Source organism: Soonwooa buanensis, assembly GCF_900167905.1.
In the GTDB taxonomy this organism is placed as follows: domain Bacteria; phylum Bacteroidota; class Bacteroidia; order Flavobacteriales; family Weeksellaceae; genus Soonwooa; species Soonwooa buanensis.
Genome location: NZ_FUYZ01000013.1, coordinates 18,893 through 31,551, shown reverse-complemented (window position 1 = coordinate 31,551; position 12,659 = coordinate 18,893). Strand labels below are relative to the sequence as shown.

16 protein-coding genes are annotated in these 12,659 nt (G+C 34.4%); 8 read left to right on the top strand and 8 right to left on the bottom strand.

What is annotated here, in order from left to right; translation table 11 throughout:
• Positions 1–3: 3 nt before the first annotated feature.
• The 3 genes from B5X62_RS14280 to ribA are packed head-to-tail and all read left to right on the top strand — an operon-like array spanning position 4 to position 1,690.
• Complete coding sequence (locus B5X62_RS14280; RefSeq protein ID WP_079668162.1) at positions 4–618, top strand: DUF4254 domain-containing protein; 615 nt, start codon at positions 4–6, stop codon at positions 616–618.
• Positions 615–1,076 carry a hypothetical protein gene (locus B5X62_RS14275; RefSeq protein WP_079668161.1) on the top strand — a complete coding sequence of 154 codons (462 nt, stop codon included), beginning with the start codon at positions 615–617 and terminating at the stop codon, positions 1,074–1,076. The genes B5X62_RS14280 and B5X62_RS14275 overlap by 4 nt, the downstream gene beginning before the upstream one ends.
• A 17-nt stretch (positions 1,077–1,093) precedes the next feature.
• Positions 1,094–1,690, top strand: a complete 597-nt coding sequence (gene ribA / locus B5X62_RS14270) for a GTP cyclohydrolase II (protein ID WP_079668160.1) — start codon at positions 1,094–1,096, stop codon at positions 1,688–1,690.
• 52 nt (positions 1,691–1,742) lie between these two features.
• On the opposite strand, the gene B5X62_RS14265 is transcribed toward ribA, so the two are convergent.
• Positions 1,743–2,267, bottom strand: a complete 525-nt coding sequence (locus B5X62_RS14265; RefSeq protein ID WP_079668159.1) for a hypothetical protein — start codon at positions 2,265–2,267, stop codon at positions 1,743–1,745.
• Between the two features lie 113 nt (positions 2,268–2,380).
• Here B5X62_RS14265 and B5X62_RS14260 point away from each other — a divergent pair, with 113 nt between their 5' ends.
• Positions 2,381–4,066 carry a glycoside hydrolase family 3 protein gene (locus B5X62_RS14260; RefSeq protein WP_079668158.1) on the top strand — a complete coding sequence of 562 codons (1,686 nt, stop codon included), beginning with the start codon at positions 2,381–2,383 and terminating at the stop codon, positions 4,064–4,066.
• Positions 4,067–4,165: 99 nt separating this feature from the next.
• Complete coding sequence (gene bshA / locus B5X62_RS14255; protein ID WP_079668157.1) at positions 4,166–5,290, top strand: N-acetyl-alpha-D-glucosaminyl L-malate synthase BshA; 1,125 nt, start codon at positions 4,166–4,168, stop codon at positions 5,288–5,290.
• On the opposite strand, the gene B5X62_RS14250 is transcribed toward bshA, so the two are convergent.
• Positions 5,291–6,064 carry a class I SAM-dependent methyltransferase gene (locus tag B5X62_RS14250; RefSeq protein WP_079668156.1) on the bottom strand — a complete coding sequence of 258 codons (774 nt, stop codon included), beginning with the start codon at positions 6,062–6,064 and terminating at the stop codon, positions 5,291–5,293. It lies immediately after the preceding gene.
• 176 nt (positions 6,065–6,240) lie between these two features.
• Between B5X62_RS14250 and B5X62_RS14245 the strand changes: the two genes are divergently transcribed.
• Both B5X62_RS14245 and B5X62_RS14240 read left to right on the top strand, forming a co-directional pair.
• Entirely contained in the window at positions 6,241–7,509 is a 1,269-nt protein-coding gene (locus B5X62_RS14245; RefSeq protein WP_079668155.1) for a DUF2851 family protein, read from the top strand.
• On the top strand, positions 7,502–7,723 hold the full coding sequence (locus tag B5X62_RS14240; RefSeq protein ID WP_079668154.1) for a PspC family transcriptional regulator: 222 nt from the start codon (positions 7,502–7,504) through the stop codon (positions 7,721–7,723). Before B5X62_RS14245 ends, B5X62_RS14240 begins: the two co-directional genes overlap by 8 nt.
• An 83-nt stretch (positions 7,724–7,806) precedes the next feature.
• Here the strand turns inward: B5X62_RS14240 and aspS are convergent, their stop codons facing one another.
• The 4 genes from aspS to B5X62_RS14220 form a co-directional block, all read right to left on the bottom strand.
• The gene (aspS, locus tag B5X62_RS14235) at positions 7,807–9,561 is read right to left on the bottom strand and encodes an aspartate--tRNA ligase (RefSeq protein ID WP_079668153.1); all 1,755 of its coding nucleotides are present in this window, start codon (positions 9,559–9,561) and stop codon (positions 7,807–7,809) included.
• 152 nt (positions 9,562–9,713) lie between these two features.
• Positions 9,714–9,917, bottom strand: coding sequence for a helix-turn-helix domain-containing protein (locus tag B5X62_RS14230; RefSeq protein WP_079668152.1), 204 nt, complete (start codon positions 9,915–9,917; stop codon positions 9,714–9,716).
• A gap of 3 nt (positions 9,918–9,920) precedes the next feature.
• Positions 9,921–10,517 carry a DUF2975 domain-containing protein gene (locus B5X62_RS14225; protein WP_079668151.1) on the bottom strand — a complete coding sequence of 199 codons (597 nt, stop codon included), beginning with the start codon at positions 10,515–10,517 and terminating at the stop codon, positions 9,921–9,923.
• Between the two features lie 54 nt (positions 10,518–10,571).
• Positions 10,572–10,925 carry a bleomycin resistance protein gene (locus tag B5X62_RS14220; protein ID WP_079668150.1) on the bottom strand — a complete coding sequence of 118 codons (354 nt, stop codon included), beginning with the start codon at positions 10,923–10,925 and terminating at the stop codon, positions 10,572–10,574.
• A 293-nt stretch (positions 10,926–11,218) separates the two neighbouring features.
• Between B5X62_RS14220 and B5X62_RS15775 the strand changes: the two genes are divergently transcribed.
• A complete protein-coding gene (locus B5X62_RS15775) occupies positions 11,219–11,446 on the top strand; it encodes a 30S ribosomal protein THX (protein ID WP_079668148.1) in 228 nt (75 codons plus the stop codon).
• Between the two features lie 32 nt (positions 11,447–11,478).
• Here the strand turns inward: B5X62_RS15775 and B5X62_RS14205 are convergent, their stop codons facing one another.
• Both B5X62_RS14205 and B5X62_RS14200 read right to left on the bottom strand, forming a co-directional pair.
• Positions 11,479–12,132: a DUF937 domain-containing protein gene (locus B5X62_RS14205; RefSeq protein ID WP_079668147.1), complete on the bottom strand. Its 654-nt coding sequence runs from the start codon at positions 12,130–12,132 to the stop codon at positions 11,479–11,481.
• Between the two features lie 56 nt (positions 12,133–12,188).
• Positions 12,189–12,653, bottom strand: coding sequence for a nucleoside deaminase (locus B5X62_RS14200; protein ID WP_079668146.1), 465 nt, complete (start codon positions 12,651–12,653; stop codon positions 12,189–12,191).
• Positions 12,654–12,659: the final 6 nt, after the last annotated feature.

Here is a 12,659-nt window from a genome sequence, read left to right as displayed (position 1 = left end):
AAAATGAATTTTGTAGAGAAGGCTTGGGATATCTTTAATCAGTCGATTAAGGACTATCATCAATTAGACCACGTCGATACTTTAGAAAATAATCCGTTCCAAACTTCAAGCTTGGAACATTTTTTGTATACAAAGAATTGGATTGACACCGTACAATGGCATTTGGAGGATATTATCCGTGATGAGAATATCAATCCGGTTGACGCTCTACAACTAAAACGTCGTATCGATTCTTCTAATCAAAAAAGAACAGATTTAGTAGAAAACATCGATGATTGGTTCTTGGAGAAGTTCAAAAATATTACTCCGAAAAATGATGCAAAAATTAACTCTGAAACATTAGCTTGGGCTATTGACAGATTATCAATTTTAGCATTAAAAATATACCACATGAATCAAGAAGTTATCCGAGAGGATGCTTCCGCTGAGCATGTTGCCAAATGTTCTGCTAAGTTAAATGTACTTTTAGAACAGAAAAAAGACCTCATGACTGCGATAGACCAATTGCTAATTGATATTGAAAACGGTGATGTTAAGATGAAAACGTATAAGCAGATGAAAATGTATAATGACGAATCTCTTAACCCAATCTTATATCAAAAAGCACAAAAAAAATGATTCGCGGGATTGGATTTTTATTACTCATATTTTCTTTAGGACTTAGCTCCTGCTCGACAGAGACAGGCTTCTACGCAGAAAATACTTTTTCATCAGATTTACCTTTGGCTACCGAAAGAAATGTCTCTCCGGAAAGAATTACTTATAGTTCTACAATATCTAATTTGGTATCGACTTTTCCGAAGTTTAAAAATGTTGCGGTTAACAATCAAGTAAGAGAGTTAAAGCAAAATTTGACAAATTATCTTTACGCTATCCAAACCTCTAATGCCAAAGAAAAAAAGAAATCCTTAAAATCTTTCGAAGACAATTACAAAAGCATCCAAAAACTTAGAAAGCATCTTAAAAGCGATGACGACCAAGTCCTTAACCGATATCTAGTTAAAATTAAAACTAATGTTAGTCTTTTGGAGGCTGTTGAAAAAAGCGAATCGCAAACTACAATTAGCTCCAACTAATAAACTTTCTAAAACACATGCTCAAAATTCAAGCTGAAGCACATGTACCGACAGAATTGGGCAACTTCAGAATCGTAGCTTTTTCTGATCGCGACGACGATTGGATGCCTCACATGGCGATTATTGCTAACAATACAGATTTTTCTAAAGCGGTTAATGTAAGATTCCATTCAGAATGTATAACGGGTGAAGTTTTCCACTCTTTAAAATGCGAATGTGGACCTCAACTAGATGCCGCACTTTCTTATATTGATAAAAATGGTGGCGTTGTTGTATACCTAAGACAAGAAGGTCGTAACATTGGCATCATCAACAAACTTAAAGCTTATGCACTGCAAGAAAAAGGTTTTGACACCGTTGAAGCTAATCTAAAATTAGGACTTCCTGCAGATGGTAGAAAGTTTGATGTAGCTATAGAAATTTTAAATATTTTAGATATTAAGGAAGTCAACTTAATGACCAACAACCCAGAAAAACTAAAATATGTCGAGGAAAGTAATATCAAACTAAACTCACGTATCCCATTACAGATCAAGGCGAACGAAAATAGTTCTTCTTATCTTAAAACTAAAAAAGAATTCTTCGGTCATCTTCTTAACGACAAAGATTTATAAATTAAAAAAGCGAGAAGTTAACTTCTCGCTTTTCTGTTTATTAAGTTGTAATTTATTTTAAAACAACTACTTTAGAATCATCAATTTTGTAACGCTGGATAACTTCGTCGTAACTCATTTTTGATAAGTTGTTGGTTGTACCTTTACCAAACTCAGCAGGAACAAGTACCACTCTGAATGTTTGATTTGAAGCAAACTCAGGCAAAGTAAATGATGTATTTGTTCCACCTAAATACAAAGTAAAATCATTAACTGAAAAATCGTAGTTATAATCAACTTCGTCCCCATTTTGCAGATAAATCGTTGTTGGCACTGGTTCCCAAATTGGTTTCCCATTAGTTAGTGTTCCACTTTGATGATAGACAACAACATAATCTTGATCTAGCATAGGTTTTGTAAAGCCTTTATTATATGAATAATTGTTATTAGCTGTAAAATTAACACCCTTAACATCATATACTTGTGGATAATCAACAGGCGTTGGAACTTCTTGGATGACCTCTCTATCTGTTGTACAGCTAACTACTGTCCCAAAAGCAAAAAGAGATAATGCTGATATAGTCAAATACTTTTTCATAGTTTTAAAATTTATTCGTTAAACAATTGCTCGCAAAATATGTACCACAAATCTTTTTTAATAAAAAATGAAGGTATATCTTTATACTCACTTAATTTTTAGATAAGGAAAAAATGAAAAGGTTAATTCTAGCAGTCACAATTTTTGGTTCAATTTTTAATAAAGCGCAATATGTTCCTAAAAACATTAGCGAAGATGATACAAAAAAGGCTAAAGAATGGATTGACAAAACCTACAATCAACTTTCTGAGGACCAAAAGCTAGGACAACTTTTCATTGTCGCATTATACACTAACAAAGGCATTGATCACATCCAAGAAATTAGAAATTTAGTAACCAAAGAACAAATCGGCGGACTTATCTTGATGCAGGATGATGCTGCGATGGAAATTAATTTGGTTAACGAATTCCAATCAAGGTCAAAAGTTCCGATGATGATTGGCATGGATGCCGAATGGGGACTTTTCCAAAGAATTGCGAAAGCTTACAAATTCCCTTGGGCAATAACCTTAGGTGCCATCCAAGACGAAAAACTAGTCTATGACATGGCAGCCAAAATCGCCGCTGACTGCAAACGAATGGGCATCAATTGGGATTTTGCGCCAGTTGTCGACGTTAACACCAACCCAAGTAACCCGATTATTGGGAATCGCTCTTTTGGTTCGGATGTTAATAATGTTATTAAAAAAGCGAGTTCGTACTCTCATGGTTTACAAGACAATAACATACTTGCCGCGATAAAGCACTTCCCTGGACATGGCGACACAAGTGCAGATTCTCATTACGATTTACCGCTTGTTGATCATAAAATCGATAGACTTGATCAAATCGAATTAGCGCCTTATAAAAACTTAATAAAAGAAGGAATCGGCGGTGTAATGGTCGCGCATCTTTATGTTCCTGCTTTAGAAAAAGAAGCTAATGTTCCTGCCTCTATTTCAAAAAGTATTATCACAGATTTACTTAAAAACAAACTTGGTTACAAAGGTTTGATAATTACAGATGCTCTTAATATGGGCGCTGTCGCCAACCGTTATCAACCTGGACAACTGGATGCTTTAGCCTTTAAAGCGGGCAACGATATTATGCTTTTCTCGCAAGGTGTTAAAGAAGGAAAACGTCTTATTGCTGAAGGTCTTTCAAAAGGAGAAATTTCAAAAGATCGTTTGGAGGAAAGTGTTAAAAAAATTCTCCTAACGAAATATTATTTAGGTTTAAATAAATACGAAAATAAAAATCCAGAAAATATTATTGCCGACATCAATAACGCTTCGCACCAACAATTGGTACAAAATCTTTATGAAAATGCTTTAACACTTTTAAAAGACAATAAGCAACTTCTTCCGTTAAAATCAACTGATAAAATATATTATCTTCCTTTGGAAGAAGCGCCTTACAACACTTTTGCAAATAGTTTAAAAAATAATCTTAATGTTGAAGTTATCACGACTTCTCAATTAAATAAACTTCCTAAAAATTCGAAGTTAATCATCGGAATTCATAAGGATAATAGCACAGCTTACAAGCCTTACAAAATTTCCGAAACATCAAAGCAAACGATTGTAAAAGCGGCAAAAACCAATCAAGTAATTCTTGATATTTTTGGAAGTCCGTATGCTTTACGAGATTTGGACACTACGAATATTTCGACGGTTTTGGTATCATACGAAAACAACGACGATTCGCAAAAAGCTAGTGTTAATGGATTAACTGGCAAAACTAAAATTTCTGGTAGACTTCCTGTTTTGGTTAATGACACATGGCAATTTGGTGCAGGAACGACTTTAGAAACTAAATAAATTTCAACTTAAAAAACGGAATTTATCAATGAGCGAAATTGTAGAAAACAATAACATCGCTTTAATAATTTTGATAAATTGTCACCACAAAATAATACAATGAAAATAGGAATTTTATGCTACCCGACTTATGGTGGAAGTGGTATCGTCGCAACCGAATTGGGAATGATCCTCGCCAACCAAGGTCACGAAGTACATTTTATAAGTTCGAATTTGCCAGCAAGATTGGACATGACGCGCGCCAACATTTTCTTCCATAAAGTACAAGTAGAAAATTATCCTCTTTTCAAATTTCCGCCTTATGATATTGCGTTATCGTCGACAATCTATCAGGTTGTGAAGCTTTATGATTTGGATATTTTGCATGCACATTATGCGATTCCCTTTGCATATTCCGCATTTTATGCCAAACAAATGTTGAAGGAAGACAACAAAGATATTCCGTTAATTACAACACTTCACGGGACGGATATTACTTTGGTTGGGCAACATCCAAGTTACAACAAAGCTGTTGAATTTTCAATAAATCAATCAGATGCGATTACATCAGTATCAGAAAGTTTAAAACAAGATACACTTAAAAATTTCCATATTAAAAAGGAAATTCAAGTGATTAATAACTTTATTGACAACAAACTTTTTGATGTAGAAAATATTTGTTGTCGCGATCAATTCGCGAATAAAGGTGAAAAGATTTTAATACACGTTTCTAATTTACGACCAGTAAAGCGAATTCAGGACGTTTTAGAAATATTTAAAAATGTTGAAAAAAGTATAAATTCTAAATTGGTCATTATCGGCGAAGGTCCTGATATGGAAGTCATCAATAACTTTCTGAGTGACAATCCTGAACTAATTACTAAAATTAGACTTCTCGGAAAAGTTGACGATTTACAACGAATTCTGAAATTGGCAGATGTCTTTTTGTTACCTTCAGAACAAGAAAGTTTTGGACTTGCAGCCTTGGAAGCTATGGCGGCTGGCGTACCCGTCATCAGTAGTAACGCTGGCGGAATACCAGAAGTTAATATTAATGGCAAAACTGGCTTCGTAGCAGATATTGGCGACGTTGAGACTATGACAAAATATGCGATCGAATTGCTTTCTGATGAAAAACTATTAGCAGAAATGAAACTTAATGCCAAAGAAAATGCGGAACTATTTGATATCAAAAATATAATTCCGCAGTATATTGCGCTTTACAACAAGCTTTTAGAAAAATAATTACTTAATCACAAAAGCTGCATATTTATCATCGAATCCAACAATATGCGGCTTTAGATTATTCTTCACACAATAATCCATAAACGCGGCATTATCCGACACATCATCACTCATTAGGATGCCACCTTTTCTCAGCTTCTCCCACAAAATCGGATATGCCCACATTCTGCCATTATAAGATTTATCACTGTCATAGTGCATAAAGTCAAATTCATTTTGCTCAGCAAAAATCTTCGGAAGTGACTCTTTATCAGCAAAACGGAAAAGTTTCCAATTTGGGCGAAGATGCTCTGCAACGACACAACCAACATATTTATCTCCATTTTGCGCTAAATACGGCATGTCAGAACTGTACAATGTGCCATTTCTTTTTTGCAATGATAATAAGGCAGCTAATGAAGACCAGCCATAAGCAACGCCAGTTTCTAAAGAATTTTTTGCAGAAGTATATTCGTTTAAATAATAAATTAAATCCAATGCACCAGCACCTCCCATTTTGATTGGGCAGCTTTTTTCAGTTTCAGAAGCCTGCTTCATAATTTCTGGATAAAGACTATTAATCGATTGATAATCTTTAAAATTAAGTACATTTTTAATCGCATCATCTTGACTTATCGCCAAAGAACGGCACCACTCTTCTGCGTTATCTTTTCCTTTGAAGGCCGCTTGTCTTTGAAAGATATTTTTATAAATCTTTCTGAAAAGTTCTGGATAAAGTTGTGGGCGAATTAAATAAGCAAAAAAAGTTTTAAAAATGCTTGCAATTTCTTTCATCTGATTGTGTTATTCGTTTTTATATGCCTGCGAAATTAGCATAATTTTTTCAATTTTTAAACTTCATATTTAACAATCTATGAAACTTTAGTTATCATTTTACTTTTTTAAAACTTAATTAAAAAGAAATTCATAAAAATAAAATGTAATTTTATGAAACACAAAGCTAAAACGCCATGATGAACGAACACATTTTGCAATACATTTGGAGTAAAAAGCTGTTTTCAAATTTAGAATTTCGGTGTACAAAAGGTTTTCCCATCGAGGTTTTAGATTTTGGAAAATGGAATTACAATCAAGGTCCAGATTTTTCTTTGGCAAAAATTAAATGTCAAAACACAACCTTTGTTGGCAACATCGAAATCCATATCAAAAGCTCGGATTGGTATCTTCATCAGCATGAAAAAAGCGATCATTATGATTCTTTAATTCTTCATGTTGTCTATTTTGATGATTGTGATATCGAAAGTTTAAAACAAAAAAATATACCTTGTCTAGAACTTAAAAACTATGTTTCGGAATCGGTTTTAAATAAACTCATTAATCTCAATGACAATCCTTTTGATTTTATTGCTTGTGAGAAACTTATAAAACCAAATGATATTCCTTTATTTTTCGCTGAGCAAAAACTTCTGGAAAAGCTTGAAAGAAAGCGACAATCCATTTTTGAACGACTAAAAAACACACAAAACAACAAAGAGCAAATCTTATTGGAACAACTCGCTTATGGTTTTGGTTTAAAAGTAAATTCTGAATTGTTTAGCGAAATGATTTCGTATTTAGGTTTTAATATTTTAAGCAAAACAAGAGCGAACCAAACAAGTTTGGAAGCTTTGCTTTTAGGAACTTCAGGACTTTTAAATATTAATGAAAACATTGATGAACAAACTAAAATTTGGCAAAGAGAATATCATTTTTTGGTTTCAAAATTTAAGTTGAGTGATTTGAAGTTTAATCCAAAATTCTCGAAAATGCGACCACCCAATTTTCCAACAATTCGCTTGTCACAATTATCGTTTTTAATACATCAAGAAGCACATTTATTTTCAAAAATAATCAATGCAAAAAGTTTAGAAGATTTTAATTCAATTTTAAAAAATATAAAAACTTCTAAATATTGGGAAACACATTATCAGATTTCAAAACCAACAAAAGAACATTCGACGGCGCTTTCTAAAGATTTTATGGATTTAATAATCCTCAATGTTTTTTTGCCGATTAAATATTACTTTTCCGAAGACGAAGACATTAATGATCAAACAATCGAATTTTATAAAAATCTAAAACCCGAAAAAAATCAAATTATCGACCATTGGAAGCATTTGCAAATTCCTATAAATTCAGCTTTGGAATCTCAAGCTTTTCTTCAACATTATCGCGAAAACTGCATCGAAAAAAAATGCTTAAATTGCGGTATCGGATTTAAGATTTTAAAACATGATTGACAATATACGTCACCGCTTTGAGAGAGAATGGTTTGGGGTTTTGACCAGAATGGGAAGCAAATTGGGAATACCCGTTTCTAAGTTGCGCGTGTTCTTCATCTACTCTACTTTTGCAACAGCAGGTATTTTCTTTTTATTCTATTTAGGTTTAGCCTTTACACTTTGGATAAAGGATTGCATCGTTGTTAAAAGACCGAATGTATTTGATCTTTAAGATTTAATTTAAAAATAAAAAACGCCTTTCAAAAATTTGAAAGGCGTTTTTTTATCTATGTCTAATTTGAAAAATAGTAATTTCTAATTCTTCAAATCCAATTTCAATTCTAATTCGTCTAATTGCGCATCTGCAACTGGAGCAGGCGCATCAATCATTACGTCGCGACCAGAATTGTTTTTCGGGAATGCAATATAATCTCTGATTACTTCGTTTCCGTCCAAAATAGCAACCAATCTATCAAATCCGAATGCTAAACCTCCGTGTGGTGGCGCTCCGTATTTGAAAGCGTTCATCAAGAATCCGAATTGAGCTTCCGCCTCTTCCTTCGTGAATCCTAATAAATCAAACATTTTAGACTGCAATTCTTTATCGAAAATTCGGATAGAACCACCACCGATTTCGTTTCCGTTTAACACCAAATCGTAAGCGTTAGCTCTTGCTTTTCCAGGGTCGGTTTCTAATAAACTAAAGTCTTCGGTTTTCGGAGAGGTGAATGGATGGTGCATTGCGTGGTATCTTCCAGTTTCTTCGTCCCATTCCAAAAGTGGGAAGTCGATTACCCAAAGTGGTGCAAATTCATTGCCTTTTCTTAATCCTAAACGATTTCCAAGTTCCATTCTCAAAGCAGAAAGTTGTGCTCTAACTTTGTTTTCAGAACCCGAAAGAATTAACATCAAATCTCCAGCTTTTGCTCCAAATTCCTCAACAATTTTCTTTAAATCTTCTTCGTTGTAGAATTTGTTAACCGATGAAGTAATCGTTCCGTCCGCTTGATATTTTACCCAAACCATGCCTAAAGCTCCAATTTGTGGGCGTTTTACCCAATCTGTAAGCTCGTCGATTTGTTTTCTTGTATATTCTGCAGCACCTTCAACATTGATTCCGACAACCAATTCCGCATCATCAAAGATTTTAAAATCTTTTCCTTTTGTTAAATCATTTAATTCGTGAAACTCCATCCCAAAACGAATATCTGGTTTGTCGTTTCCGTATTTTTTCATGGCGTCAGCAAACGTCATTCTTGGGAAATCTTGAAAATCTTTTCCTGTAATGTCTTTTAACAAGGTTTTAGTCATGCCTTCAAAAACATTCATAATGTCTTCTTGCTCCACGAATGCCATTTCGCAATCGATTTGTGTAAACTCTGGCTGTCTGTCGGCTCTTAAATCCTCGTCACGGAAACATTTCACAATTTGAAAATATTTGTCCATTCCGCCAACCATCAACAATTGTTTGAAAGTTTGCGGAGACTGTGGAAGTGCATAAAACTGTCCAGGATTCATTCTACTTGGAACGACGAAATCTCTTGCTCCTTCTGGTGTCGATTTAATTAAAACGGGTGTTTCAACCTCGATAAAACCTTCATCAGAAAGATAATTTCTAACTTTTTGCGCCATTTTGTGACGGAAAATTAATTTGTCCTTCACTGGATTTCTACGGATATCCAAATAGCGGTATTTCATTCTCAATTCTTCGCCGCCATCGGTTTCGTCTTCGATGGTGAATGGTGGCAACTGAGATTCATTTAAAATCGTTAATTTTTCAACCAAAATTTCAATATCACCCGTTGGGATTTTTGGATTTTTAGAAGCTCTTTCGATTACTTTTCCTTGAACTTGAATCACAAATTCACGACCTAATTTCTTCGCTTCCTCCATCAAAGCAGCTGTTGAACGCTCTTGATCAAAAACCAATTGTGTAATTCCGTAACGATCTCGCAAATCGATCCAAATCATAAAACCTTTGTCACGAATGGTTTGTACCCATCCTGAAAGTGTAACTTCTTCATTTAGATTCTTTAGCGTCAATTCGCCATTGGTGTGTGTACGGAACATAATTTTGATTTAAAGTTTTGCGTTTAAGGTTGTTTGTTTAAACTTTCAACGTGAAACTTTTGACCTTAAACTTTACGGGTGCAAAGATAGGGAAAATCAAAGAAAAAGCCTTTTGATTTTTTGGTCAAAAGGCTTGAGGTTAAGAAAATATTTTAGTCTTTATATTCTAGGATGTCGCCAGGTTGGCATTCTAAAGCTTTGCAAATCGCTTCTAATGTTGAAAGTTTGATGGCTTTTGCTTTTCCTGTTTTTAAAATAGAAAGGTTTGCTTGTGTAATACCAATTTTTTCTGCCAATTCTTGAGATTGCATTTTGCGCTTGGCGAGCATTACGTCTACGTTTATGATTATTGGCATAATTTAAATTGTTAAATCGGTTTCGTTTTGAAGTTCTAATCCTTTTTTGAAGAAAGCGACGACGAAGAATAATGTAATTCCGAAAAAGATAAACATGATGAAAGTTAAAAAAGTCGCGCCAGAGCTCGAATGATTGTAGAAAAATTGAAATAACCCAATGCTTCCAAATATTAAATTTAAAACGCTAAAGCTTTTCAACCACTTGATTGCTTTGTTGTTGAATATCTGATCTTGAGACATTTCTTTAAAGCACTTGTAAGCGAAAAAGAAAAATAATGTAAGGAACGACATTCCCAAAATGTTATAAAGAATTTGGCTAAAAGAATAGATACCCGTTACTAATTGGATATCTGTAAAAGGATAATTTATCCGAAATTTCAACACATTTTGTAATGGGTCAGTCCATTTATTTGATGACCATCCCACATCATTTCCGAGGATAAATGTGTTAGAAAATATTTTGCTATCTGTATTGTATTTATAAGCTAGAAATAAATGTCCGATAATTTCATACACCAAATGGAATAATGTCACCGCAAATAAAAAGCATAACAAATAAGCAATGTAAGTTGAAACTGAATTTTTACCAATGATTTTCATTTTGCAATATTTTTTTATTGCAAAATTATAAAAAATTATCGTAAAACAATAAAATTATTTTAAATTTTCCCCAAAAGTTAATAATGTTCCGTTCGGATCGATGATGGAGAATTCTGTTTGATTCCAAGGCTTTCTTTCTAATGCGCCGTTGGGATGGATTTTGACATTGTTCTTAATAAGCGTTTGGTAAAATGTTTCGATGTCTGTTACTCGAATGTACAACATGAAATCTGACTTTTCCTTTTCTAAACTTTGATAACTAAAAAAGTGAATTTCTAAATTGTCTTTTTCTAAAATCATATAATCGCCATAATCGGAAATTAAATTGAAACCTAATTGCTTAAGATAAAAGTCTAATGTTTTTTCTTTTTCTATAAACGGTATTTTGGGAATGATAGCTTGTAACATGTTTTGGTTTTTGGATAAGTAAATTTAGTTTTTTCTGTAATAATTGTTTGACGGTTAGTAGTCGCGTGAGCGATGGTAGCGGATATCCTTTTGGGTTGGCGCGAGGCGGCGGAGCGCAGCGGAGCCGTCCGAGCGCCAACCCAAAAGATAGAAGCGGACGTAGCGACCCGAGGTTTTTCGGAAGGTTGTTGGGTTGGAGGAAAACTCGGGATACGCCCTAGTTATCGAACTTTTTGTGAATTAAATTTTATTTCCTAAATTCGTAATAACCAAATACTTAATCTTTTAAAAATATGGGAAAAGGAGATCAAAAATCTAGAAGAGGTAAGATAACTGCAGGAAGTTATGGGAAAAGAAGACCTCGCAAATCATCAAATTCTGTGGTAGTTGCTGAAAAACCAGTGAAAGCGAAAGCGGAACCAAAAGCAAAAGTAGCAAAGCCGAAAGCCGAGAAAAAAGTGGAAGCCGACGTTGAAGAAAAACCGAAAGCTAAAAAGACAACAAAAAAGACCGAAGAATAATCTTCGGTCTTTTTATTTATCTGAAATAAAAATTATTTTCCAAAAAGGCTTCCCAATAATCCACCAAGTCCACCTTGTTGAGATTGTTGTTGGTTACCGCCACCAAGTACGCTTCCTAAGATATCGTTAAGTGGATTGCCAGACGATTGTGATTGTCCACCACCAAGTACGCTTCCCAAAATATCGTTAAGAGGATTAGATTGTTGTGCTTGTGCTTGGTTTTGAGCACCACCAAGGATACCACCAAGAAGATCACCTAGACCACCAGCACCAACGTTGTTTTGTTGTTTTTGCTGACCGATGTAACCCATGATAACTGGCGCTAGCATTGCTAAAACTGGACCGATTTTATCCATAGAAATACCAGTGTCTGCAGAAAGTTGATTTTCAACTGCTGATTTGTTACCTCCGAAAATATGATCAAGGATCGAGTTGCCTTCAGCTTGTCTGTTAAGCGCTTGCGAAGGATCGTTAAGGATGCTACCGTCATGGTCTTTATCTAAAGCATTGTTAAGCGCTTCTGCTTCATTAGCGTCTTTGGATTTGTTTCTTAGGTAAGAAATTACCAATGGCGCAGCAACTGCTAGTAATGCGATAATTTGATTTTTGCTGATTCCGAATTTGTTTTCAGCTTGTTCTGCAACTTGGTTGCTAGAGTTTCCAGTTAATAGGTCTAATAGACTCATAGTGTTTTTATGTTTTTAAAATTAGTGTAACGAAGTTAGGGAATTTTTGTTAGCAATTAGTATTCCGTTTTATCCGACTTTTCTGTCCATTTTTTAAAAGTTTGTAAAGCTTCATCTCTTAACATCGAATACATTGGGATTTTTCGATCTTCAATGGCTAATGGGATTTCATCATATATTAAAGAATCATCAAAACCGATATTCTTTGCATCTTCTCTCGTATTTGCATAATATATTTTGTCAATTCTTGCCCAATAGATAGCGCTAAGACACATTGGACAAGGTTCACACGACGTGTAAATTTCGCAACCTGAAAGATTAAAATCATTAAGATATTTAGCAGCATTTCTAATCGCAACAACTTCTGCATGTGCAGTAGGATCTTTGTTAACAGTGACTTTGTTGCTGCCTTCCGCTATAATTTTTCCATCTTTTACAACCACTGCGCCAAATGGTCCTCCACCAAGATCTAGATTTTCAGAAGAGCAAGCTATGGCTCTATGCATAAATTCGGGATTCATAGTTAC